Raw genomic sequence first — 24,257 nt, 5'->3', positions numbered from 1 at the left:
ATGTCACGTCCTTAAGAGACATCAAGTTTTGAGTACTTCGAATTACGTGAATATCTCCCTTGTTTCTGTTTTCGTGTTAAGACTATTAAACTTGTTGTTACACCGATTGAAAAGACGGTTACAAATGATAATAGCAAATGTGCAGAATGAATGATAAAACTTCCGGCCGTCACTATAACAATATCAAAACAAAAAATCACAACTCCTGAATTGACATTTAATTTCCGAGCTAACATTTGTGCTAATAAATCAGTACCGCCTATACTAATATCTGAACGCAACATGATGCCTGCCCCAATGCCAATCATAATTCCCCCATATGCTGCGCTCGTTAGTGGATAAGTGACCAATTGTCCTCCTAATATATCAGCAAATACATCGATAATGATGGATGACAATAGCATACCATGAAGCCCATTATAAAAAAATGAACGATAAAAAAACCAAGCTAATATAAAAATCGGAATGCTAATGAGTAAAAATGTAAGCCCCACTTTAACACCCATGACATAGTGAAAAATTAAACTAATACCTAAAGCCCCGCCCTCCAATAAACCAAATGGAACCAGAAATCCATTAATCCCAATTGCGATAAACGTGCAGCCAATCAAGATGATAATTCCTTTTTTTAAAAACGCCATTTTGAACACCTATTTCTCCATTTTTTAAACTATATGATTAAACTCCACAATTCTTCACTATTTTAGGAAAAGGTATGCTTTCTCAGTGGACTACCTTTCTCATATGACGAATATGAATGAAAATAGAGGTGTGAGTTTTTTCCTGAGTTGGTTATAGATTACGCTGACTTCAAAACGATTTGTACTAGCTCCACGTAGAATATATGCCAGATTGTAATTAAAAAGCCAAAAAGAAACAGCTTAATTTATTGGTTAAAATACCAATAAATTAAGCTGTCCTTACAGTCATTACAACCCTAAATTCTTCGCAATAATGACTTTCATTATTTCATTTGTGCCCGCGTAAATCGAAGCAACTGGAATATCACGATACCGTCTCGCAATCTTATATTCTTCCATATAACCATAGCCGCCATGCAGCTGCATACAGTCAATTGAAATTTCTCTCGCAGTCTCTGTCAGCCAAGATTTGGCCATGGACACTTTCGTTACAACATCTTTTCCAGCAATATGATCTTCAATTAGAGATTCTAAAAATGTTTTACCAAGTTCAACTTTCGTTGCCATTTCAGCAACTTTGAATTGCGTATTTTGAAAAGCCGAAATTGGTTTGCCAAATGCCTTACGCGACTTAATATAATCAATTGTTGTCTCTAACATGTCTTCCGAAGCAATTTGAGCCGCAATCGCAACGACTAATCTTTCTTGTTGCAGTTTATCCATCATATATAGAAAACCTTTTCCTTCATCGCCAATTAAGTTATCAACTGGCACTCGGCAATCCTCGAAATAAAGTTCTGCTGTATCTTGTGCATGAAGACCCACTTTATTCAACTTCTGACCTTTCGTAAACCCTTCAGTACCTTCTTCGATAATTAATAAGCTAACCCCTCTATGTTTAGGTTCTGCGTTTGGATCCGTCTTAACGGCAACAAGAAACAGGTTGCCATTAATCCCATTCGTAATAAACGTTTTTTGACCGTTCACAATATAATGGTCGCCATCGCGAATCGCTGTCGTTTTAATATTGGCAAGGTCAGATCCAGCGCCTGGTTCAGTCATCGCAATGCCAGAAATCGCGTCCCCCGTCACACAAGTCGGAAGCCATCTTTTCTTTTGCTCATGCGTCCCATAAGATTCAATATAAGGAACTACAATATCATTGTGCAGACCTACTCCTACTAAACTTGAACCGACCCTTTCCAGTTCCTCTGAAATAACAACTCCAAAACTAAAATCTAATCCAAGTCCGCCGTATAGTTCCTCAACTTGCGGGCAAAGATACCCCATCTCTCCAAGCTTTTTCCAAAATGACTTTGGAATTAACCTGTCTTCTTCCCACTGTTCATAATACGGAACCGCTTCTTTTTCAAGAAACTTTCTTAATGAATCACGGAAAATTTGATGTTCTTCCGTTTCAAATCGATATCTAGTCATACATACACCCCGTTTTATTGAGCTGATTTTATATTTAATTACTTTATATTAAAATCCTATAAATATTGATTTTCGTTCCGAGCAGAGGCAGTTTGAGCGCCTTCAGCTTTCATTATTTCCCTGGGGCGGGCGGTGAGCCAATAGCAATACGGAGATTGCGATTTGCCGTATTTCTGTGGTCTTTTCAGAAACTAAGGCATCCAACGTACAAACAAACTACTCCCAAACGCTTCGCTTTTTGGTCGCAAAAGCCGCTCATCGTGGCGGCTTTCACTCTGGGGTCTCACCTGTCCCGCTAATCCCACTGGAGTCACCGCTCTTCACTACGATTAAAAAGGTTTCCTTATAAATACACCTTGGATATACATCTATCAATTTAAAATATCTTCGTTGTTCTCGATTCATTAAACTTCTTTGCGAGTTCTAAGAAAAACGGCAAGGATTCTGGATTTCCCATCGAATCAGGATTAATGACTTTATCAGCATCGAACCCTAAAAGCAACTTTCGGATAGGGACTTCCAACTTTTTGCCATTTAACGTTTTTGGGATATCCTCTACTTCATATATTTCGTCTGGCGCAAAACGTGGTGATAAATGTTCACGAATTTGATTTTTAATTTTGCTCTTTAACTCTTCATTTAAAATAAAACCTTCTTTTAAAACGATAAAAAGAATAAGCGATGCACTTTTACCTATAACTTCCAAGTCAATAACTAGAGAATCGATTGCTTCATCCAAAGTACCAATTACACGGTATACATCACTCGTCCCCATTCTTACACCTGAACGGTTAATCGTGGAATCGGAACGTCCATAAATCACACAGCTTCCATTTTCATTAATTTTAATCCAATCCCCATGTGTCCAAACGTCAGGATGCTCCCCAAAATAACTATCACGGTATCTTTCATTGTCTTTATCATTCCAAAAGTAAAGGGGCATTGACGGCATAGGTTTTGTAATAACGAGTTCGCCAACTTCGCCAGTCAATGGGTTACCTTCTTCGTCAAAAGCTTCTGCAGCAACCCCTAAAGAGCGCCCTTGAATTTCACCAATACGAACAGGTTCTACTGGAACCCCCCCTACAAAACCTGAACAAATGTCCGTACCTCCGCTAGTAGACACTAACCAAACATCTGACTTAACATGCTCATAAACCCATTTGTATCCATCCCCATTTAAAGGTGCTCCTGTAGAGAATACTGATTTCAGTTTTGACAAATCATATTTCTCGTTGGGGCGGATGTCCATTTTCATAGAATTTAAGAGGAAGGGTGCACTCGTTCCAAAGAATGTAATCCCAATTTCTTCAGCTAATTCCCATAGAACATCCATATTAGGAAAAGAAGGGCTTCCATCGTAAAGTACAATTGACGAGCCAGTTAACAACCCGCCAATTAACAAATTCCACATTATCCATCCTGTTGATGTAAACCAGTAGACAATGTCATCCGGCGAACAATCATGTTGAATCATCATAACTTTCTTAAGCTCCACAATAATTCCGCCGTGGCTATGCACAATGGGCTTTGGTAATCCTGTCGTTCCTGAAGAATAAACAATCCAAAGCGGATGATCAAAAGGCAGCGGTTCGAAAGTTAATTGCTCATCATAGGTAAGCAATGATTGCCAAGGAATATGACCTTTTGGAACTTCCTCTTGAATATATGGAACAAAAACAGTATGTTGCAATGTGGGCAAAGAATTTTGTATCGTTTGCACATCAGCTCGTTTATCAAATTTCTTACCATTATATGAATAACCATCAACTGCCAATAATACTACTGGCTCAATCTGTTTGAAGCGGTCAATGACACTTCTTGAACCGAAGTCAGGTGAACAAACAGACCAAATTGCCCCTATACTTGCAGTCGCCAAAAATGCTACGATTGTTTCAGGAATATTCGGTAAATAGGCAGCGACTCGGTCCCCGGATTTAACACCTAACTCTTTTAAATTTCTAGCTACTGATGCAACTTCCATCTTTAATGTTGCCCAGCTTATTTTTTTTGTTGGGATAAATTCGGAACGGAAGTATAGGGCGGTCTTAGTATCCATACTTTGTGCAAAAGCATTTTCTGTAAAATTTAAGTTCGCACCTTTAAACCACTCTGCGCCTGGCATTGAATCATTTCCCAAAACCTGTTGATATTTCGTATTTGCTATAACCCCTGTAAATTCCCATACACTCTCCCAAAAAGCTTCCAACTCATTTACCGACCATCTCCACATATCTTCATAGTTCTTCACTTCTATGCCTTTTTCTTTTTTTAACCAAAGCAAATAATCCCATAGAATAGACTCTTTAATTCGTTCTTGCGAAGGGCTCCAAATAATTTCTCCTTCAACTAATTTTTTCACTTTACTTCCCCCCCAACGATTTGAGTATCCGTCTCAACTTCCACTTTTCGAGTTTCTTCTCTTTTAGCGATATTTTTCTCCAGTTTTAAAGTCATTAATGTAATTGCCCCAATTACTAACATGAATGATAAAATAAACATTCCTTGTTGCAAGTTCACCAATCCAAGAATCATAGGACCTACAAAGCCGCCTAATGCTGCAAATGAATTTACTAATGCAATACCAATAGGTGCGGTAGATTCAGAAAAGAAAAAGGTTAAATATGCAAAGAAGCATCCTGTAAATCCGTATAATCCAAATGAAGTAAGCGCCAACATAATTACAACAGTTGAAACTGATTCTGAAAAACCACAACCAATGAAACCGATAATCGCAATTCCAAAACAAAACAGCAAATGTTGTTTATGTGCTCCCGTTCTATCCGCATTCCATCCGAAAAAAAGGATTGCCGGTATGCCAACTAAAGCTGGAATCATTGCTAACCATCCAATTTCCATGTTTGTTGCTGTACTAACTGACAGAGATTTAATGATTGTTGGCAACCAGAAAGATAACCCATAAACAGCGCTATATCCTGTAAAATAAAGGAGCGATAATTTCCAAACACGTAAATCTTTTACCATCTCTAATTTTGACACTTTATTTATAGAAGCAGTTATCTTTCTTTCCGCTTCAAGTTCACTTTCCAGCCAATTCCTTTCATCTTCTGTAAGCCACTTTGCTTCTTTCGGACGGTTCGTTAAATAGAATGCAACTACTACCCCTAAAATTAATGCAGGAATTCCTTCTAGAATAAACATCCATCGCCAGCCCGCCATGCCTGCCCATGAAATATTATCCATAATCCATGTCGATAAAGGCGCGCCAATAATCCCGCCAAGCGGTAACGCTAACAGTAAAATTGCTGTTGCCTTTCCACGCTCTGATGCTCTAAACCAGTATGTTAAGTAGAGAATAACGCCTGGAAAAAATCCTGCTTCCGCTACACCGAGTAAAAATCTTAAAATATATAAATGCATCGCAGATTGTGCAAAACCAGTTAACACAACTACAATTCCCCAGCTGATCATGATTCGGGCAATCCACATTCTGGCGCCAACTTTGCTCATAATCATATTACTGGGAACTTCAAAGAAAAAATATCCAATAAAAAATATTCCTGATAACATTCCAAACACTTCTGCACTCAATGCTAAATCCGCATTCATTTCTAATGCGGCATAACCGAGGTTTACCCGATCCAAGTAAGCAATTATATATAGTATTAGAATAAACGGCATAAGACGTTTCATCGTTTTGGATATCGTACTTTTTTCAATGCTTGCTTTTGTATTGGTGACCACAGCACTCCCTCATTTCCTGTACAATAGTTTTCATTACTTATTCCGTTGTTTAATGGGGTGGGTTTTTTCTATTTATCTTCAAAGTGATTCATAGAAAACTAGCATTCATCCCCTAAGAATTTAGGGGATGAACTATTAACAACTTAAATCCTCTCTATAATCGTCGCATTCGCCATCCCCATACCTTCACAAATCGCAAGCAGTCCGTATTTTCCACCCGTGCGTTCTAAACGATTCATCATCGTAACAAGAAGTTTTGTACCTGTTGCGCCAAGTGGATGTCCTAATGCAATTGCGCCACCGTCCGGGTTTAATTTTTCAGGGTCAGCGCCAATGTCATGTAACCAAGCTAATGGAACTTGCGCGAATGCTTCATTCACTTCATACGTATCAATATCTTCTATCTTTAAACCGGCTTTTTCCAACACTCTTCTCGTAGCTTCAATTGGTCCTGTTAACATAAGTGTCGGATCCGACCCGACAACACTACGAGCTACAATACGTGCTTTCGGTTTTAGTCCTAACTCATCCGCTTTTTCACGAGACATTAGTAATACCGCGGATGCACCGTCACTCATTTGACTCGCATTGCCTGCTGTAATGACGCCGTTTTCATCAAAAACAGTTTTTAATCCGCCTAATACTTCAGCAGTTGAACCTTCTCGCGGCCCTTCATCTACCGAGAAACTTTCTACATTGCCGTCTTCTCTTTCCACTTGCACCGAAACAATTTCATTTTCAAAATGACCATTTGCAATTGCAGAGATGGCTCTTTTATGACTTTCGGATGCATACTGATCAAGTTCCTCTCGAGTTAGTCCCCATTTTTCAACCATACGTTCAGAAGATAAACCTTGATTAATAATCTCATATTTCTCTGTTAGTTTTGGACTTGGTTTCACCTCGCCAACATTCGAAAACATCGGCTCCCTCGTCATACTTTCAACGCCTCCAGCGATAACAATATCCATATCTCCTGAAGCGATTGCTTGTGATGCAAAGTGAACGGCTTGTTGACTTGAACCGCATTGTCTATCGATTGTGACACCCGGCACGTGAATTGGGAAACCAGCAATAAGTGCAGCTGTTCGAGCCACGTTTGCTGCTTGCTCGCCTTTTTGAGTGACGCATCCAAGGATAACGTCCTCCACGTCTTCTTTGTTTACGTTCGCACGTTTCACTAGTTCATCGAGCACAACTGCCGCCAACTCATCTGGACGTACATTAGATAGTGCTCCCTTTCTTCGTCCAACTGCTGTTCTAACCCCTTCAACTAATACAACTTCTGTCATTTTGTTTTCCCCCATTTTTTTAATATGCAAGTTCCCTCTTAACCTTGCAGGACTTCATTTTGGTAAGTTTCGCGGAGCTGATATTTCAAAATCTTCCCTGATGTATTACGTGGTAATTCATCAATGTACACAAATTTCCTTGGAATTTTATAACCAGCTAGTCGCTCTCTACAAAACGCGATTAACTCTTCTTCCTCAATCGTCTTGCCCTCTTTAAGAACAAGGACAGCGCCAACAGCCTCCCCCCATCTTTCATCCGGAAATCCGATTGTTGCGGCTTCTAAAATTTTCGGATGGCTATTTAGTACTTGTTCAACTTCAACGGAATATACATTTTCCCCGCCGGAAATAATCATATCTTTCTTACGATCAACAATCGTGATATACCCTTCATCGTCAATTGTTGCGAGATCGCCCGTGAATAGCCAACGGTCCCTAAGTTAAATTGTAAAATTGATCTGTACCAAACAATTCGATTGCTTGATTGATTAATCCTGGTGCCATTGGGGCTGCCCCGTATAAACACTTCTGAACAGAAGATATTTAGTAGACACGTTTAAAACTCCTTATTCGCCAGCCTATATACATTAATGAACTTCTCTAACTTCCTTTTCCCAATTTTTATCTCTTACAAATCGGTACTCCCTCGTTTCCAAGGTTCCCTGTCACTCATTCACAGGTTGTTTAATAAACTGATCTCGAATGACTCGTTTCAAAATTTTACCTGCACCGCTTTTCGGTAATTCTAGTAGGAACTCAATGGATTTAGGTACTTTATAATTGGCGACTTTCGTGCGAAGAAAGGTTAATATCTCTTCCTCCGAAGAAGTAACTCCTGGTTTCAAAACAACTGCTGCCCTTACAACTTCTCCCCACTCCTTATCAGGTGCGCCAAATACAGCACATTCTAAAACAGCTGGATGCATATATAAAGCTTGTTCCACTTCAACAGAATAAACATTTTCTCCACCCGAAATAATCATATCTTTCGCGCGGTCTACGACGTAAAAATAACCGTCCTCGTCCATATAACCCATATCACCTGTCGAATACCAGCCATCTTGTAACACTTTCGATGTTTCGTCCTCAAGACGCCAATAACCGTTCATAATATTTGGCCCTCTAGCAACGAATTCACCAATCTCATTGGTTGGTAGTTCATTTCCATCTGGGCCAACGACTTTCATATCAACCAACTGAACAGGCTTACCACATGATGTTAATCGCTTTTCATTTTGCTCATTACTTACGTTATGATCTTCAGGTAGTAATAAAGTTAAAATCGGAGCGGCCTCCGTCATTCCATACGCTTGTATTAAGGATATTCTTGGCAATAAATTCATTGTCTTTTTTAATAATTCCGTAGCCATCGGAGATGCTCCATACAATATGAATTGTAGAGAGGATGTATCGTATTTTTCAAAATCCGCTGAATGTAGAATCATATTAATCATGGTTGGTACGAGCATAGTCATTGAAACTCGTTCTTGTTCAACGATTTCTAGAAAACCTTTCGGTGTAAACTGACGTAATGTTACGTGTGTGCCACCGGTTAATGTAACCGCAAATGTTGAAGCTTGGTCAGCTAAATGAAACATCGGTGCCGCATGTAAATAAATATCTTCCTTTTTATTTTTAAAATTTATGACAACATGCATCGCATTCGCTACTAAACTTTTATGCGACAACATAACTCCTTTTGAACGTCCCGTTGTCCCACCTGTATAAAATAAACCTGCGATATCTTCTTCATGAATATCGTCATACGTAAGTATTTCAATTGGCTCACTTACTAATAGCTTTTCGTAGGATTCAACTTGCTTATTTTCTAGTAAAGCTTGGTCATTTTCATCCTCCGCCAAAATTATATGTCGAATCGTTGGCACTCGTTTTTGTATTTCAGGAATAAGTGTAAGGAACTCTTTATTGACATATAATATTTCAACCCCTGCATCTTCTAAAACATAAATATGTTCCTCAACGCTAAATCTTGTATTCATAGGTACGATAATTGCACCCAGCGCGGTCGCTCCATACATTAGTTCTAAATAACGAAAATCATTTAATAATAATAAGCCGATGCGATCTCCCTTTTTAGCTCCTAATTTACTTAAAGAAGCTTTTACTTTTGCAGTACGAATTTCCAGTTGTTGATAACTATAACGATGATTGCCTCCAACAACTGCGATTTTATCCGGGTAACTTCTTGCTGCATACAATAAACCTTTTGGTAGTAGCATGACCTTCATCCCTTCTTGGTTTTTAATTATCTAGGCGCCATACGAATCCCGCCGTCATAACGAATAACTTCCCCGTTAATATATTCATTTTCGATCATGAAAGAAACGAGTGAAGCGTATTCTGATGGCTTCCCGAGACGTTTTGGAAACTCAACCATCGTTTCTAATTTCTCCACAACTTTATCTGGCAATGCCTCTGCCATCGGTGTTCGGAATAAACCGGGTGCAATCGTGTTGACGCGAATACCATGTTCAGATAAATCACGTGCAATTGGCAATGTCATGCCAGCAACTCCTGCTTTACTTGCTCCGTATGCAGCTTGTCCCATTTGCCCGTCGAAAGCCGCAACTGATGCAGTATTAATAATAATGCCGCGCTCACCGCTTTCAGTTAAAGGTTCGTTTTTGGCCATCTGCTCAGCTGCTAATCGAAGAACATTAAAAGTTCCAACCAAGTTAATATCAATCACTTTTTTAAAGTTTTCTAATGGGATTGGGCCCGAGCGTCCTAACGTTTTTTGTGGTGTTCCGACACCTGCACAGTTTACACAAATATGTACTGCGCCAAATTGGTCAACCGTACTCTCGATTCCCGCTTTTGTAGATTCTTCGTCTGTCACATCAACTGAAAAGAAAGCTATATTCTCGCCAAGTTCTTCACAAACTTGAAACCCGGCTTCTTCATTCAAATCCAATATCGCTACTTTCGCACCTTGTTGGATTAAACTTTTTACCGTTCCTAATCCTAACCCTGATGCCCCGCCTGTTACGATCGCTACCTTATCTTTAATTTCCATTTTATTCACTCCTATTTTCACTTGTAATTCATCCAAAAACATCTAGTAATCTATCCTTTAATACCCTTTAAAAGCTGGCTTTCGTTTTTCCGAAAATGCGGCTAATCCTTCCGCCAAATCATAAGATCCTGTATGCACTTTTAATGCCAACAATTCTTGCTTTAATGCAATTTCAAGCGGCTGCTCAAGCCCATCTGCCACGAGTTCTTTCATTTTTCTTAAGACAAGCGGGCTTTTCTCAGATAGTTTGTCAGCTATTTCTTGCACACGTTCTTCTAATGCTTCCGCTTTGACTACTTCTTGCACCAGCCCGTAATCTTTCATCTCTTCTGCGCTAATAAACTCACCTGTAAACAGCAAATATTTCGCGCGGTTGACACCAATCTTTCTCGGTAATTTCACTGCACCACCCGCTCCTGGCAACACCCCAAAATTAGAATGTGCATCTCCAATTTTTGCTTTTTCAGACGCAATTACAAAGTCTGCGCACATTGCAAGCTCTAACCCTCCTGCCGCAGTAACACCATTCAACGCAACGATAAGCGGCTTGCACAACTTATCAAGTTTCGAAAACAACAATTCACTTAAATCTAGAAGACCTTTCTCTTCCTTCTGTGGATTTTTTATATCCTCTAATAGCTCTTTTAAATTTGCCCCTGCACAAAACGCTTTTCCTCTACCGGATAGAACGACTACTTTTATCGATTTATCTTTTTCAACTTTTTCAAGCGCATCTTTTAAACCAAGCAATAATTCCTTCCCAATTGCATTCATTTCATCCGGACGGTTTAAATAAATCCAAGCCGTTTCATTCCTTTTTTCATAAATAATGGGTGTTTCTTTAACGATTGATTGTTCGCTCACTTTTTATGCCCCTTCCTACTAATTAAATATCCCTTCCATTCTCCACTTTTCAATTTGTTCTTTTTCAAAACCTTGTTCAATTAAAACTTCTTCAATATGCGCGCCTAATTTTCCGCCTGTGTGTTTATAGACAGGTTCTGTACTTGAAAACTTTATCGGAAAAGCGATTTGCTGCGCATGCTCCCCATTCTCCTTAGGTACGTCCACAATCATTTCTCGTGCTTGCAATTGCGGATGACGACTGGCTTCGGAAAAAGTTAGGACAGGTTCAACACATCCTTCGAAATCTTCATCGAATATTGTCATCCATTCATCAAATGTTTTCGATTGAAATATATGCTGTAAAGTTTCTTTAAATTGCTTTTGACCTTCTACCGTCTCACTCATTGCGATTTTCAGTAGTTCAGGTTGTCCAATTGCTTCGCATAACACTTTTCTAAAGGTGGGTTCCAAACTGCCTACTGAAAAATAGCGCCCATCTTTCGTTTCGTAGTAATCATAAAAACTGCCGCCATTTAATAGCAGTTCCTCCGCTTCGGGCTCGATTTCTCTTGCAAGAAAACCCGGTCCATACATCGCATTTAATGAAAATGCAGCGTCTGTCATACTTACATCGATATATTCGCCTTCGCCCGTTTGTTGTCTTTTTAAGACCGCTGCCAAAATTCCGATGACTGCATGCATCGAGCCGCCAGCAATATCAGCCACTTGAAAGCCAAGCGTAGGAGGGCGTTCTCCTTTACGACGAGAATAATCTAGTAAACCCGCTAAAGATAAAAAGTTATTATCATGACCTGGTCGATTACGATAAGGACCTGTTTGACCATATCCAGTGATTGAACAATAAATTAGTTTAGGATTAACCTTTTTCAATGTTTCATAATCCAAACCTAATCTTTCCATAACACCGGGACGAAATTGTTCAACGACAATGTCATATTCAGCAACGAGTGATTTTATTATTTCAACTGATGCTGCTTTCTTTAAATTTAACGTTAGGGAGCGTTTTGAACGGTTCAAATGTCTATGCGTAGCGGATTCTCCATTGTCTATGGGTGGCAGTTCCCTGACTAAATCTGTTCGTGTCGCCGACTCTACACGAATCACATCAGCCCCCATATCTGCAAACATCATCGTTGCATATGGTCCAGGCAGTAACGTCGTAAAATCTAGTATTTTTAAACCTTGTAAAATCCCCATTTTCTTCCCCCTCTAATTCCCCGACTATCTTATGTTTATAGTGCAACTTCTATGCCAAATTCTAAGTCTTCAAGAAAATTCTAGATAAAATCCACAAACTCTCGACTACTTCAACAATAAAAAGGACCTTTCTTATAAAATCTTCCCCTTCGCTTATGATTGATAGTGTTTACAACTACTAATACTTTTCATAATGAATAGGCGATACTAAATTAAATAATTTGAATAGATTGTTAATTTGTCAGTTATCTAATTCTAACATAAAAATTGAAGAGAGGTATCGATGTGGTGGTAAAAGATAATGGCTATGAAAAGAATTCAATTTCATGCAATCACGACTCACCCTACTATTTAAGAACTTGAATTTCTGATTACTATCGGTGGATAAAGATGTGCTTGTCAATAATCTGCCATTGAACTTGCCTATAACGGCGCTTAATTATTGTCAATCCAAAAGAGGAAATCGCCATGGTGAATGATGGTTTCTGGCTTTATTTAAGAGGAATTACAAATGATAATTTCACAGTAAAAAGAACGATCTCCCCATTATCCAAGGATGGTCGTTCTTTACAGATCGCATCGAAATTATCAAGTCCCTATTTACTTTGGCTTAATTTCACATCGTTAAGAGCGATTATCATACCGCAAACGATTGCAAGTGCATAAATAGGACCTGTCAATACGCCTATATACGCCAGTGCAAAAGGCAATACGAAAACCAATACACCAAGTTCACACATGATTAAGCCAACCGCTTTTGCCAATTTACTTTTATCTCCATTAAATGTTTCCTCATGATACCCGATGATTAGGGATAATTTTCCTTTCCCCCAGATTTGATAACTAAGAAAAAAGCAAACCATGCTAAAGACTATACAAATGATAAAAATGCCTACACCTCCTTGCATAATAACCACTTCAATTCTTAAAGGAAAAAGAGAAAAATAGCAGACAAGTAATGTGTTTGTAGTAGTATATCCACTTACGAAGAGTTTTATCATTATCCCGACAAAAAAAGCCGCTATTAGTCAATTTCTCTCTACTAATAACGGCTACTTTTTAGTTTATATGATTGTGAATGTTACCTGATTATTCCACTACACCTAGTTGTTTATCTTCAACTTTCTCTGTTCCTGAAACTACCACAGCCGCTGATGCGTCTCCGACGATATTTACCGTAGTCCGCATCATATCAAGCACACGATCAATTCCGGCAATTAACGCGATACCCTCAAGCGGCATGTTAACAGACGACAGTACCATCGCTAGCATGATCATCCCGGCTCCTGGAACGCCCGCTGTTCCTATGGAAGCGAGTACAGTCGTTAATACAACTGTTACTAGTTGCATTAACGTTAAATCTAACCCGTAAAATTGAGCGATAAAAACAACAGCTACTCCTTGGTATATTGCAGTACCATCCATATTGATCGTTGCACCAAGTGGTAAAACAAAACTTGATATTTTATTTGGTACACCAAGATTTTCATTTACATTTTTAATCGTTACTGGTAACGTCCCTGCACTACTCGCTGTACTAAATGCTACGAGTGCTGCCGGTGATATTCCTTTAAAGAAATGAAGTGGCCCCATTCCGCCCCAAACTTTGACGGCTGTCGAATAAACGAGCAATGCATGTAAAAGACAAGCGAGATAGACCCCTAACACTACTTTTAATAATGGCAATAAAACTGAAATCCCGTATTGTCCAATAATTGGGGCAAGCAAACCTAATATACCAATCGGTGCGAATTTCATGATAATTCCGGTAATTCTATACATGATTTCCGCAAACCCTTCAAAAAACCTGTAAACTGGTTGTGCTTTTTCTCCAACAAATGTGATGGCTAATCCAATAAATAACGCAAAGAAAATTACTTGTAAAATGTTCCCTTCTGCCATTGCTGTAAATGGATTTTCTGGAACAATGTTCAAAAATGTCGTGATTGCACTTTGTGGCTCCGCTGTGGCTGCTTCTGGAACCTCCAAGTTTGCAGTTGGAATGTCTACACCTTTTCCTGGCGATATCATATACGCTACTGCAATCCCTATTATAATCGCTATAGCTGTCGTTCCTAAATAATAAGCAATCGTTTTCAATCCAATCCGCCCTAATTGCTTCGGATCAGAAGAACTTGCAACCCCTACAACAAGTGTTGATAAAATTAACGGTACGATAATAAATTTAATTAAACGTAAAAATAAATCTCCTAATGGCTTTAAAAAATCTATCGAACTACCAAATATGCTGCCAAGAATAATTGCCAAAACGAAAGCAATTAAAATTTGCGTAACAAGATTAAATTTCAATTTCATTTTACAGCCCCCTTTTCTGATAATCTTTTTCTTAATACCTTATCATATACTTACAAATTGATAAACATGTTTTTTTATAGTTTACCATTTACTTTACAGAAGAATATTGTGTATACAAAAACGCATTCCAAAAAACTTTTCGAAATGCGTTCAATTCTTTATTATTGATACCATCTTCCCACTATCGGATAATTATAATCTTCATCATTCAATGCTTTTACAATCCCAATAATTGGAACGACAAGCCACATGATTCCGAATCCAATTAAAAACGGAATTCCGATGAGTAAAAACGAAAAGATGATTGAAAGGGTAATGAGTACGCCAATTACTAATTGAAATAATACAGCTTGAATCGATACTTTTTTTACCGTTTCATCTTCACTAATCAAGAAGATGATAATCGGTACTAAATAAGGAGCGAAAAAAGCACTGGCATGAACTAAAACCTTCATTCCTTTATTCTCCATATAAAAACCTCCAATTGCTTTTAAGTAGTTTATTATACGGTTGAAAATACAAAAGGATTCATTTTATTATACTTTTCACTGCCAATACTCAAATGCTTGATTAATCGTTTCCACGGATACTTTACCTTTCAAAAATGGCGGCGGACAGTTTCTATTGTAAGTTCCGATTTTCTTATTGATTTTTTTTATGCGCTTGCTCAACTCTCTTGGCTCCACTTCCTTTTGATTCGTTGAAATTTCGATCAGTTCATCTCTAATTTCATGTTGTAATTTTAACCAGTACGGTTTATAGCCCGCGTCTTTTGCAATGCGTTGAAAATGTTGAAACGTATCTCCAGATAAATATTCTTTCGATAACGGCTTTCCAGCACCTTCTAAATGATCAATACGTCCTTGATTCGCATCGTTACTTAAGATATTTCCTATCAAATCATTATAGGGTGGAATCCCCTTCTTTTCATTGGTCATCGCTATCACATCCATCTACGGCTTTGGTAATTCTTTTTGTTCCGAATGATGTTCTAATTTCATTTGTTCCAGTTCAATTTTCATTTTTTCAGTTTCAATGATAAAGTTTTTTTGTTTTATTTTTTCTAACTCGATTTGTTCTTGCACAATATCCTGTTGGATTCGTGCAATTCTTCTTTTATGGTCCGTCAAAATTGCTGTAATTGGTATTGCCATGACCATTCCTACAATAATGATCCCTTCCAATATATTCTTCACTTCCTATCTATGATTTATAATATACACAACTACGTCTATCTGTTTCAATATGCGTACAATTTCATCGTTAGGGTATAATTAGATAAAGAATACGATGAAATGAGTGATTCAATTGCCTGCTTTTCTCACCAAAATGATTCAACAAAACGCAATTTCTTTTGATCAAGAACTGCCCCTTCAGCAAATCGTCGATGCCATTGGAGATGCACAATTTGTTCTTTTAGGTGAATCCACTCACGGTACATCTGAATATTATACAGCGCGTGCGCAACTTTCTAAAAAGCTTATCGAAGAAAAAGGATTTACAATAATTGCAGTTGAAGGCGATTGGCCCGCTACTTTCGAGGTAAACAGCCATATTAAAGGATACCCTTCTACTGAAAAATCAAAACGAATAGTAGATGTGTTTAATAGATGGCCAACATGGATGTGGGCAAACGAAGAAGTGAGTACATTTGTCGATTGGTTAAAAGTTCATAATGCACAAAAGGAAGCTATCGCACAAGTTGGTTTTTACGGATTTGATTTGTATAGCTTACCTGAATCGATAGAAGAATTAAGCCAGCGTCTACGCGATATAATTCCTAATGAATCCGACCTTATTGAAGCTCAGCAAGCCCTTTCCTGTTTTGACCCCTTTGAACCATTGCCAGACCACTATGCGTTATCGACATATCATTTCAATCAAAACTGTGAAGCTGAAACTGAATCCTTACAATCGATCATTCAAAAATATGCTGATTTTTATCCAACTGAAGAGGAGCAACGTCTGAATATTAAAATGAACACATTAATCATTAAAAATGCCGAACATTACTACCGCACTTCTTTACAGAACGATTCACAGTCATGGAATATTCGAGATGAACATATGGCAGAAACTGTTGGAGAACTAATAAATTATTTTGGTACAGATTCTAAGGTGATTGTTTGGGCGCACAATACGCATATTGGTGATGCAAGAGCGACCGCGATGAAAAATGAAGGAATGTTGAACATCGGACAAATTTTCAGAGAAAAGTACGGCAAAGAGAATGTATATGCCGTTGGATTCGGCACGTATGAAGGAACGGTGATTGCCGGCAAGGCATGGGGTGAACCTTTTCAAACGATGCAAGTTCCACCAGCTAAACAACATTCCTGGGAACACCATTTACACAGTGCCGGAGCGTATAATCAACTACTTTTATTTAATAAAAATAACCGACAATATTTTAGTGAAATGATTGATCACCGAGCAATCGGCGTTGTTTATCAACCCGAATATGAAATGTATGGAAATTACGTCCCTTCTAAAATAAGCGAGCGTTACGATGGATTTATCTATTATGATAAAACAACTGCACTTCATCCAATTCACGTGTAATCTCTTAGAATTTAAAGTAATAGGATAAGCTTGAACGCTTACCCTATTATTTTAATATTCTATTTTAGATTATTTTCCCGTAAACGTTTTCGGCATTACGACTGCGATTACTTCTCCCGTTGCACATAACGTATCTCCTGCAAAAACTTCAACAGAAACTTTCCACTTCTTCGGATGAATTTCTTCAACTTTCCCAACTGCTTTCAATGTTGTTTCTTGTGGTGTCGGTTTTAAAAAGTTAACATTCAATGCGCCAGTTACAAAACGTGGCGGTTCTTCTCCACTTCCTGGTTCAAAACCATTTTTTCGATGAAGTGCAAGTGCTGCTGAACCAGTTCCATGACAATCTACAAATGATGCGATTGCTCCCCCATAAACAAAACCTGGTATTGCAGTATGCTTAGAAGACGGCTTGAAGTATGTAACCGTTTTCTCTTCATCCCAGCCAGTTCTAAAATGATACCCCTCTTCATTTAATCGCCCACACCCATAACACCATGCAAAATCATCCGGATAATCATCTTGAATTGCGTGAACAACTTGAGTAACAACTTGATTTGTCATTACAACTCCCCCTTTCTTAATCATTATAACATTCCCACAATTAAATTCACTGATTTCTTAAAAACTTCATTTATAAACATAAGTAAAAGAGACTTCAGTTGCGTATACTAGAGAAACGATTCGTAGGGGGAATTCACATTGAAATTTAGAGCTATTTTATTACTCGCACTCATGATTGGTGGGGCTTATATGATGTTCCAATCATTTCAAGTTTATGAAGAAAAAGAGTTCACAGAAATCCTTCATTCAATGGATGCTCCGTTTAACTCCCTGATTTTTACAAAACCTTCCGTAGATGGCCAGGGTATCGATTCTTGGATAGTGGATGAACAGGAGGAAATCGATACGCTATTGAAATTCTTACAAAATTATCATGTGCGAAAATTAAAGCCTGAAGAAATAAACGTGTATGATGACATAAATCATTTTAGTATTAGTTTACAAGATGAAAATGGAAGTGAATTAAGTATTATGTTAAGTGAAGATTTAATTATTCAAGATTCTGTTTTGTATTATGAAGTTGTTGACGGTCCACTAGATATTGATTGGCTATTAGCTTTTTTTATTAGCAACCAGTAAGAATTGGGATAAAAAAAGCTTTCATTTGCTTCCTTTTGCGGGAGAGCTTCGTGCTTTCCCTTTACATTTTTTAAAAAACTAGACTCTATTACAGTCCAAATTTCGGAAAATATTGTTTTACCATTGAAGTAATGAGAGGATTTAAATTTACTGGTAAACTACCGACACCAAAAAACCTTGCTTCTTGCACCTCAATACCATCTGGCTTGAGTATACCGCCAACGATGTCATTTGTCTTATATACAATTGTTACGGAGTAGTACTCATCTTTATTTTTTAGTTTTGCATAAGTTTGTTGACCTGAAATGACCGTCACTAATTCAAGTTTTCCTACTTCAATTCCTGTTTCTTCAAAAACTTCTCTTCGACCCGCTTCTTCTGCAGATTCCCCTAGTTCTATAAAGCCACCTGGAATTCCCCATCTTCCATCAAATTTCTTCACCAATAACATTTCATCCTCATGATTAAACACCGCTACCCCCGAACCACTAAGAATGAGCGGTCGATGCCCAACGATGCTTCTTAAATCTTCAATATAGCCCATATGTCATCTCCCTAAAGTGTTTAAGTTGGATTAAGTCAATCTTCCATCGTTATGCGTAATTAGACTTGAAAATGAGTTTGACGACAAAGCGACCGGTTAAAACATTGACTTCAGTTCAACCTATTTAGGTCTTTTGAATTTATTCTGCCTCAAAATCAACAGGAAATACATGCACAGGGGGCACCGTACAATTTCCCCAATTCATTGCGTACCTTGAAAAACGTAAGGGATAGAGCGAATTATTAATTGCTCAATTCCCCCTTTGTAATAGGGAGCTAAGTGATTTGCATCTGTCATTTCTTTCCACGCTACTTTTGCAATGCCGTTAGTATCTTGAATCTCTAATTCTCCACTCACTACCTTTGCTTGAAACGTAAAAAACAGGACATGATTTCCTTCTTGTTCTCTAAACGCTTCATTCACAGCGACTAAATTTTCTATCATCACGTTTAAACCAGTTTCTTCTTGCACTTCCCGAATTACAGCTTGCTCTAAAGTTTCCCCGTTCTCTACGCCGCCTCCAGGAAGTGACCAATTATTATGGCGCTTATTTTGAACCATCAATACTTTACCTTCTTGAATAACTAACGCATACACAACGTCAACTCTTTTCACAATCAAAATCCTCCCTTTTCATTTATACTTGTAAGACGAATAACTGAAGGAGTGCTATTTGTGGATAATAAATCAGTAGAAGAACTCATTATAAAAAAATATCAGGATGAAGAAAAAACGATGATTCATCTATTCATTGAATGGTGTCGCAATCATCAACTTGATCCGCATACGGTCTATCACCTTGCCTATCCAGAACAAGAAAAAAATAGTCTGCTTACCGAGATTTTAGAAGAAGTCGATCAGCAAGCGCCGCTAAATATTCCAGACCATACATTGCTTGAAGTACTGCAATACTTTGGGAATGACGAACTTGCTTTTGTAATTGTTGATTTAATTGAAAAATGGTCAAAACAATAGTAGGGATGTTTTTATCTACATCATCGCAATATCTGAAAGTTCCCAAGAGAGGGATTCGCTTTTACTTTCCTTTTATTCTACTATATAATAATAAATAGTTCGATATCCGTAATATAAAGGGAGAGATGAGATTTGGTAAAATCATTACCACTACGTTCTGAAGTTAAAGTAGAAGAAACTTGGAACCTACAAGATTTATTCAAAACTGAAGAAGATTATAATGAAGCAGTTGCCGGGTTAGAAAAGGAAGTCGATTCCTTTGCTCATAAATTTAAAGGAAATATTGTAGATGCTACTTCAGCCATTGAAGCATTAAAAGGCTATGAGCGAATCGTTGCAAATATGGTTCCTGTAGGGGCATATACAAGCCTGTCTGCTAGTACTGACCAAACGAATGACGAAGCGCAAATGCGTTCAAGCAAGTTTGGTTCGATTGCAGCGAAAATAAACAGTCAACTCTCGTTTGTGACTAGTGAACTGTCCGAATTGCCTGCTGAAACGTTAGAAGCAGCAATGAAACAATCTGAAGACTATCAAAATTTCCTAGAGAAATTAATTCGCAAAAAACCATATCAATTACATCCTGAAGTCGAAAAAACATTAGCTGCTTTTTCTGCAACATTTAATGCACCGTACGGTTTGTATAATACGACTAAGATGGTAGATATGTCCTTTGATGATTTTGAAGTCGACGGAAAACACTATCCATTAAGCTATGTTACTTTCGAAGGTGATTGGGAGTCAGAACCTGATACCGCGAAACGTCGCACAGCATTTGAGGCGTTTTCTGCAAAGTTAAAAGAATACCAACATACGACTGCCAAAACATATGATATGCAAGTACAAACTGAAAAAACAACAGCAGATTTACGTGGTTATGATTCTGTTTTCGATTATTTGCTGTTTAATCAAGAAGTGGATAAGTCAATGTACGATCGTCAAATTGATTTAATTACGAAAGAGCTCGCGCCACATATGCGTAAATATGCAAAACTGCTGCAAAAAGTACATGGGCTAGATAAAATGACGTTTGCTGATTTAAAGATTCCTTTAGATCCAAACTACGAGCCGAAAATTACAATTGAAGAATCTAAGAAATATATCGAAGATGGACTAGCGGTTATGGGAGACCATTATATGAATATGGTAGACCGTTCCTATGATGAACGTTGGATTGACTTTGCCCAAAATAAAGGTAAATCCACAGGTGCATTTTGTTCTAGTCCGCACGGTTACCACCCGTATATTTTAATTTCTTGGACAGGCAGTATGGAAGATGTATTTGTACTAGCCCACGAGCTTGGACACGCTGGACATTTCTACCATGCAAACGCTGAGCAAAACGTGTTCAATGCACGTCCATCCATGTATTTCATTGAAGCACCTTCCACAATGAATGAGATGCTCATGGCGAACCATTTATTACAAAATTCGGATGACCCGAAATTCAAACGTTGGGTGATTTCTTCTATTGTTGCTAGAACGTATTACCATAATTTCGTCACGCACTTACTAGAAGCCGCTTACCAACGTAAAGTGTATGAGCGTATTGATGAAGGCGGCAGCGTGAATGCGAACGTCTTAAATTCATTGAAGCGTGAAACACTCGAAGATTTCTGGGGCGATGATGTTGAAATTAACGAAGGCGCTGAATTAACATGGATGCGTCAACCACACTATTATATGGGCCTATACCCCTACACCTACAGTGCTGGCTTAACGATTTCTACACAAGTATCGAAACGAATTCTTGAAGAAGGCCAACCTGCTGTCGATGAGTGGATTGAAGTATTAAAAGCAGGTGGCACAAAATCTCCTGCTGAATTAAGTAAAATGGCAGGCGTTGACATTACAACGGAAAAACCGTTACGCGATACGATTGCTTACATCGGTGAGCTGATTGACCAATTGGTGGAATTAACAGAAGAAATCGATTCTGTAAAAAACTAAACAGTAAAGAAGAGTAGTCGCTTGAATGCGGCTACTCTTCTTTATTCATAAAACCAATATGCACAGAATCAGCAATTTTTTTATAGCCAATCTCTTGATAAATTTTGTTCGATGTAGGGTTCATCATATCCGTATAGAGCATACAAAACTTGTATTCTTTGAGTAATTCTTTTGAAATCGCCGCTACAAGTGTGCGCGCATACCCTTTTCTCCGCTCCTCTTGAGGTGTGAACACCATAGCAACCGTAATGCCATTTTTCGTTGGACGAGATTTTTTCATCATGGAAACAACTTTGCCTTCAACTTCCCACAGAAATACTTCCCTTACGCTTACAAATTTTTGTACACGTTCCTCTACAATATGTTCCGGAGTTACTGGCAAAGATGTATCTTGTTCAAATAAATGGTACCAATTCTGAATTAGTTTACAATCTGTTTCTATTGCCAATCGCCAGTTTCCTGGGCTATTGGCTAATTGTTCATTTACTGTATCTAATCGATATAAACCTTGATCCATTAATAATTGCTCTTCCATACCAGTTGTAACTTTCCATTTCTCCGCAAATCTACTTGCCATTGATTTCAAGCCTATAATAGAAGTGAATTCGATATTTTCTTCGATAGAGTGTTTTATAAATAATTCTATACACGCATCCAATCGGCTGTCATCAAGATAAATCATATTGACCGGATGCGGCGGTGTCATTTGAAATAAGGCAATGATTTCTCCATCGTGCTCAATCGTTGCCATAAAAGGATTTTCATAAACACCATTTTTTATTGATGCTAGCACGCCTAAAAATAAACTGAACACGTCATCCTCATGAGCAATGACGGGTAAAACTTTCTTAGAAAACTCATTTGCGTCATGATATTGCGTAAACGTCATCAAATCCCCCACCCCTATAATAAATCAATTAAAAAACCAAAATAAATGGCGTTAAAAAAGCAATCGTTCCACAAATGGCGAATGATAACTTTGAATACAGGATTAAATTACGATAAGTTATTTCGCATCTTTTATACGCGATAATCAATGCTTTTATTAACGAATAGGCTGTCATCATTATGATAATCGCCGAAAATACGCTTACTAAAATGACAATCATTTCGTATTTCCCCACAATCTTCTTTATGAATCAAACAGCATTTGAAAAAAGGTATGGTGGTTTTCAATGAAAAACACCATACCTTATTACACCTTATAAGCTTAACTTTACTGTTGTTCACTTTCATGACTTAACTGCCAGCCAATGCCAAATTTATCTTTAACTTTTCCATAACATTTACTCCAAAACGTTTCTTGCAGTTCCATTTCCACGGTGCCGCCTTCTTTCAACCCTTCGTAAGCGGAACGAATCTCATCAATATCTTTACTCACAACAGCAAGCGTAATATTATTTCCTTCTACAAACGGATAACCTGGGAATGTATCGGAAAACATGACATTACTTCCGCTAATCGTTAGCCTAGCGTGCATCACAAGGTCTTTTGCTTCCTCGGGAAGGGGGTAATCTGGATTTTGTGGGCTTTCTCCAAACGTCATTATATGCGGTTTTTCCGTTTTAAATACTCTTGCATAAAACTCAACTGCTTCCCTGCAATCACCATTAAAAGTTAAATAAACATCTACTGCCATATGAACTCCCCTTTTATCGAATAGTTTGTTAATTATAACATGTACGCTAATGATATCAATCATTCCTACATGTTAGGCATAAAAAAAGATATGCACCACTTAAGGTACATATCCTCTCTAAAATATACGTTCACCAAAAACTTGGCTTTTGGACCATTAACCAAAGCAACAAGAGCATCAGTCCAATATATATCCATGTTGTAAAAGTGAGTCGCTTTAATATGTATTGTTTATTCGCATGAGGTTCGCCAAATTCCCGGAGGACTTTTGAAAAGCCTGATGCTAAAAATACGGCCGTGATGCCCATGACGACAACAGTCATGACAACCCAAGATGTATGCCATGGCCAAGGTCCAAACAGGATAAGCAGCACACCTGTCGTAACGAGTAAATGACCTGCGTGCATGACAATTCGAATGATGACCCGAATGATTGATAAATAAATTTTTTCATTAACCTCAACTTCATTTCTTATCCTGTTAATAATCGGAATAATGATAAATAATGGGCCAATGGCAAAAACTGCGCTAGTTACGTGTAGAAAAACAAGTGTTGTATAGTAGTCAAACATCATTTAACGAATCATTTCTGAACTGGGCTAAACTCATGAACCCATACGCTCATCTTCGGCACCCAAGGCATTTTCGGATGTAACGCAAGAATCGCTTGTTTGTAAGCTTCTAATGTCTCAAATCCTTCTTGCTTAGCATGTTCATCAGTCATTTCCCCAAGCGTCTGTGAATAAAGTGCGTCTACTTTAAATTCTTTTCCTTCAAGCACCATAATCTCACCAGGATAAGCATAGACACCATTTCGTCTAGTTGCTGTTTTTTCTCCATTTAATACTCTTTGTACATCTTCTTTTACAGTAACAAGTCGTTCGATGGAACAAGTCTTTTCTGGTAAATTTACATTATTTTCATTCGTCAAGTGAATCCCTCTTTCTCTAAAT

Annotated in this window: 27 protein-coding genes; 4 read left to right on the top strand and 23 right to left on the bottom strand. The window is 38.0% G+C overall.

Features of this window, described 5'->3' with window-relative positions:
• Positions 1-11: 11 nt before the first annotated feature.
• The 15 genes from BI350_RS06130 to BI350_RS06060 form a co-directional block, all read right to left on the bottom strand.
• On the bottom strand, positions 12-641 hold the full coding sequence (locus BI350_RS06130) for a YitT family protein (RefSeq protein WP_075527287.1): 630 nt from the start codon (positions 639-641) through the stop codon (positions 12-14).
• A gap of 288 nt (positions 642-929) precedes the next feature.
• A complete protein-coding gene (locus BI350_RS06125; protein WP_075527286.1) occupies positions 930-2,078 on the bottom strand; it encodes an acyl-CoA dehydrogenase family protein in 1,149 nt (382 codons plus the stop codon).
• Positions 2,079-2,454: 376 nt separating this feature from the next.
• Positions 2,455-4,440, bottom strand: coding sequence for an acetoacetate--CoA ligase (locus BI350_RS06120; protein WP_075527285.1), 1,986 nt, complete (start codon positions 4,438-4,440; stop codon positions 2,455-2,457).
• A complete protein-coding gene (locus BI350_RS06115) occupies positions 4,437-5,783 on the bottom strand; it encodes an MFS transporter (RefSeq protein ID WP_245698306.1) in 1,347 nt (448 codons plus the stop codon). The genes BI350_RS06120 and BI350_RS06115 overlap by 4 nt, the downstream gene beginning before the upstream one ends.
• A gap of 143 nt (positions 5,784-5,926) precedes the next feature.
• Positions 5,927-7,075: a thiolase family protein gene (locus BI350_RS06110; RefSeq protein WP_075527284.1), complete on the bottom strand. Its 1,149-nt coding sequence runs from the start codon at positions 7,073-7,075 to the stop codon at positions 5,927-5,929.
• A gap of 38 nt (positions 7,076-7,113) precedes the next feature.
• On the bottom strand, positions 7,114-7,431 hold the full coding sequence (locus BI350_RS17165) for a class I adenylate-forming enzyme family protein (RefSeq protein WP_075527283.1): 318 nt from the start codon (positions 7,429-7,431) through the stop codon (positions 7,114-7,116).
• A 309-nt stretch (positions 7,432-7,740) separates the two neighbouring features.
• On the bottom strand, positions 7,741-9,315 hold the full coding sequence (locus BI350_RS06100; protein WP_075527282.1) for a long-chain-fatty-acid--CoA ligase: 1,575 nt from the start codon (positions 9,313-9,315) through the stop codon (positions 7,741-7,743).
• 26 nt (positions 9,316-9,341) lie between these two features.
• Positions 9,342-10,112: a 3-hydroxyacyl-CoA dehydrogenase gene (locus tag BI350_RS06095; RefSeq protein WP_075527281.1), complete on the bottom strand. Its 771-nt coding sequence runs from the start codon at positions 10,110-10,112 to the stop codon at positions 9,342-9,344.
• 57 nt (positions 10,113-10,169) lie between these two features.
• Positions 10,170-10,976: an enoyl-CoA hydratase/isomerase family protein gene (locus BI350_RS06090; protein ID WP_211117174.1), complete on the bottom strand. Its 807-nt coding sequence runs from the start codon at positions 10,974-10,976 to the stop codon at positions 10,170-10,172.
• A gap of 18 nt (positions 10,977-10,994) precedes the next feature.
• Positions 10,995-12,176, bottom strand: a complete 1,182-nt coding sequence (locus BI350_RS06085) for a CaiB/BaiF CoA transferase family protein (protein ID WP_075527280.1) — start codon at positions 12,174-12,176, stop codon at positions 10,995-10,997.
• 596 nt (positions 12,177-12,772) lie between these two features.
• Positions 12,773-13,084 (bottom strand): hypothetical protein, encoded by a 312-nt coding sequence (locus BI350_RS06080; RefSeq protein WP_075527279.1) that lies wholly within the window; start codon positions 13,082-13,084, stop codon positions 12,773-12,775.
• 181 nt (positions 13,085-13,265) lie between these two features.
• Positions 13,266-14,492, bottom strand: a complete 1,227-nt coding sequence (locus tag BI350_RS06075) for a dicarboxylate/amino acid:cation symporter (RefSeq protein WP_075527278.1) — start codon at positions 14,490-14,492, stop codon at positions 13,266-13,268.
• A 161-nt stretch (positions 14,493-14,653) separates the two neighbouring features.
• Positions 14,654-14,962 carry a DUF4870 domain-containing protein gene (locus BI350_RS06070; RefSeq protein ID WP_075527277.1) on the bottom strand — a complete coding sequence of 103 codons (309 nt, stop codon included), beginning with the start codon at positions 14,960-14,962 and terminating at the stop codon, positions 14,654-14,656.
• A 75-nt stretch (positions 14,963-15,037) separates the two neighbouring features.
• Complete coding sequence (locus tag BI350_RS06065; protein ID WP_075527276.1) at positions 15,038-15,430, bottom strand: DnaJ family domain-containing protein; 393 nt, start codon at positions 15,428-15,430, stop codon at positions 15,038-15,040.
• A 15-nt stretch (positions 15,431-15,445) separates the two neighbouring features.
• Positions 15,446-15,676: a hypothetical protein gene (locus BI350_RS06060; protein WP_075527275.1), complete on the bottom strand. Its 231-nt coding sequence runs from the start codon at positions 15,674-15,676 to the stop codon at positions 15,446-15,448.
• Between the two features lie 115 nt (positions 15,677-15,791).
• Here BI350_RS06060 and BI350_RS06055 point away from each other — a divergent pair, with 115 nt between their 5' ends.
• Entirely contained in the window at positions 15,792-17,054 is a 1,263-nt protein-coding gene (locus tag BI350_RS06055) for an erythromycin esterase family protein (RefSeq protein WP_342672207.1), read from the top strand.
• A 69-nt stretch (positions 17,055-17,123) separates the two neighbouring features.
• On the opposite strand, the gene BI350_RS06050 is transcribed toward BI350_RS06055, so the two are convergent.
• Positions 17,124-17,618: a PaaI family thioesterase gene (locus BI350_RS06050; RefSeq protein WP_075527274.1), complete on the bottom strand. Its 495-nt coding sequence runs from the start codon at positions 17,616-17,618 to the stop codon at positions 17,124-17,126.
• 138 nt (positions 17,619-17,756) lie between these two features.
• Between BI350_RS06050 and BI350_RS06045 the strand changes: the two genes are divergently transcribed.
• Positions 17,757-18,197, top strand: coding sequence for a hypothetical protein (locus BI350_RS06045; protein WP_075527273.1), 441 nt, complete (start codon positions 17,757-17,759; stop codon positions 18,195-18,197).
• Between the two features lie 88 nt (positions 18,198-18,285).
• Here BI350_RS06045 and BI350_RS06040 read toward each other — a convergent pair whose 3' ends face one another.
• The gene (locus BI350_RS06040) at positions 18,286-18,741 is read right to left on the bottom strand and encodes an NUDIX hydrolase (protein ID WP_075527272.1); all 456 of its coding nucleotides are present in this window, start codon (positions 18,739-18,741) and stop codon (positions 18,286-18,288) included.
• A gap of 201 nt (positions 18,742-18,942) precedes the next feature.
• Entirely contained in the window at positions 18,943-19,356 is a 414-nt protein-coding gene (locus BI350_RS06035; protein ID WP_075527271.1) for an NUDIX hydrolase, read from the bottom strand.
• 60 nt (positions 19,357-19,416) lie between these two features.
• Between BI350_RS06035 and BI350_RS06030 the strand changes: the two genes are divergently transcribed.
• Complete coding sequence (locus BI350_RS06030) at positions 19,417-19,716, top strand: hypothetical protein (RefSeq protein ID WP_075527270.1); 300 nt, start codon at positions 19,417-19,419, stop codon at positions 19,714-19,716.
• Between the two features lie 132 nt (positions 19,717-19,848).
• Positions 19,849-21,666, top strand: a complete 1,818-nt coding sequence (gene pepF, locus BI350_RS06025) for an oligoendopeptidase F (protein WP_075527269.1) — start codon at positions 19,849-19,851, stop codon at positions 21,664-21,666.
• 31 nt (positions 21,667-21,697) lie between these two features.
• Here the strand turns inward: pepF and BI350_RS06020 are convergent, their stop codons facing one another.
• The 5 genes from BI350_RS06020 to BI350_RS06000 form a co-directional block, all read right to left on the bottom strand.
• Entirely contained in the window at positions 21,698-22,555 is an 858-nt protein-coding gene (locus tag BI350_RS06020; RefSeq protein ID WP_075527268.1) for a GNAT family N-acetyltransferase, read from the bottom strand.
• A gap of 28 nt (positions 22,556-22,583) precedes the next feature.
• Positions 22,584-22,775 carry a hypothetical protein gene (locus tag BI350_RS06015; protein WP_075527267.1) on the bottom strand — a complete coding sequence of 64 codons (192 nt, stop codon included), beginning with the start codon at positions 22,773-22,775 and terminating at the stop codon, positions 22,584-22,586.
• A gap of 107 nt (positions 22,776-22,882) precedes the next feature.
• The gene (locus tag BI350_RS06010; RefSeq protein ID WP_075527266.1) at positions 22,883-23,305 is read right to left on the bottom strand and encodes a VOC family protein; all 423 of its coding nucleotides are present in this window, start codon (positions 23,303-23,305) and stop codon (positions 22,883-22,885) included.
• 130 nt (positions 23,306-23,435) lie between these two features.
• Positions 23,436-23,879 carry a DUF2269 family protein gene (locus BI350_RS06005; RefSeq protein ID WP_245698304.1) on the bottom strand — a complete coding sequence of 148 codons (444 nt, stop codon included), beginning with the start codon at positions 23,877-23,879 and terminating at the stop codon, positions 23,436-23,438.
• 8 nt (positions 23,880-23,887) lie between these two features.
• Positions 23,888-24,235 carry an ASCH domain-containing protein gene (locus tag BI350_RS06000; RefSeq protein WP_075527265.1) on the bottom strand — a complete coding sequence of 116 codons (348 nt, stop codon included), beginning with the start codon at positions 24,233-24,235 and terminating at the stop codon, positions 23,888-23,890.
• Between the last annotated feature and the right edge of the window lie 22 nt (positions 24,236-24,257).

This window comes from Sporosarcina ureilytica (assembly GCF_001753205.1).
Lineage (GTDB): Bacteria > Bacillota > Bacilli > Bacillales_A > Planococcaceae > Sporosarcina > Sporosarcina ureilytica.
The sequence above is the reverse complement of the archived record's forward strand: the minus strand, read 5'-3'. Positions and strand labels throughout refer to the sequence as shown.

What these genes read in the sequence shown, in the direction of transcription:
- BI350_RS06005 (WP_245698304.1), bottom strand. Translation starts at nt 23,879, where the DNA reads ATGATGTTTGACTACTATACAACACTTGTTTTTCTACACGTAACTAGC.
- BI350_RS06130 (WP_075527287.1), bottom strand. Translation starts at nt 641, where the DNA reads ATGGCGTTTTTAAAAAAAGGAATTATCATCTTGATTGGCTGCACGTTT.
- BI350_RS06080 (WP_075527279.1), bottom strand. Translation starts at nt 13,084, where the DNA reads ATGCAAGGAGGTGTAGGCATTTTTATCATTTGTATAGTCTTTAGCATG.
- BI350_RS06075 (WP_075527278.1), bottom strand. Translation starts at nt 14,492, where the DNA reads ATGAAATTGAAATTTAATCTTGTTACGCAAATTTTAATTGCTTTCGTT.
- BI350_RS06085 (WP_075527280.1), bottom strand. Translation starts at nt 12,176, where the DNA reads ATGGGGATTTTACAAGGTTTAAAAATACTAGATTTTACGACGTTACTG.
- BI350_RS06110 (WP_075527284.1), bottom strand. Translation starts at nt 7,075, where the DNA reads ATGACAGAAGTTGTATTAGTTGAAGGGGTTAGAACAGCAGTTGGACGA.
- BI350_RS06100 (WP_075527282.1), bottom strand. Translation starts at nt 9,315, where the DNA reads ATGCTACTACCAAAAGGTTTATTGTATGCAGCAAGAAGTTACCCGGAT.
- BI350_RS06010 (WP_075527266.1), bottom strand. Translation starts at nt 23,305, where the DNA reads ATGGCAGTAGATGTTTATTTAACTTTTAATGGTGATTGCAGGGAAGCA.
- BI350_RS06040 (WP_075527272.1), bottom strand. Translation starts at nt 18,741, where the DNA reads ATGGGCTATATTGAAGATTTAAGAAGCATCGTTGGGCATCGACCGCTC.
- BI350_RS06065 (WP_075527276.1), bottom strand. Translation starts at nt 15,430, where the DNA reads ATGACCAATGAAAAGAAGGGGATTCCACCCTATAATGATTTGATAGGA.
- BI350_RS06070 (WP_075527277.1), bottom strand. Translation starts at nt 14,962, where the DNA reads ATGGAGAATAAAGGAATGAAGGTTTTAGTTCATGCCAGTGCTTTTTTC.
- BI350_RS17165 (WP_075527283.1), bottom strand. Translation starts at nt 7,431, where the DNA reads ATGATTATTTCCGGCGGGGAAAATGTATATTCCGTTGAAGTTGAACAA.
- BI350_RS06125 (WP_075527286.1), bottom strand. Translation starts at nt 2,078, where the DNA reads ATGACTAGATATCGATTTGAAACGGAAGAACATCAAATTTTCCGTGAT.
- BI350_RS06050 (WP_075527274.1), bottom strand. Translation starts at nt 17,618, where the DNA reads ATGACAAATCAAGTTGTTACTCAAGTTGTTCACGCAATTCAAGATGAT.
- BI350_RS06095 (WP_075527281.1), bottom strand. Translation starts at nt 10,112, where the DNA reads ATGGAAATTAAAGATAAGGTAGCGATCGTAACAGGCGGGGCATCAGGG.
- BI350_RS06020 (WP_075527268.1), bottom strand. Translation starts at nt 22,555, where the DNA reads ATGACGTTTACGCAATATCATGACGCAAATGAGTTTTCTAAGAAAGTT.
- BI350_RS06015 (WP_075527267.1), bottom strand. Translation starts at nt 22,775, where the DNA reads ATGATTGTCATTTTAGTAAGCGTATTTTCGGCGATTATCATAATGATG.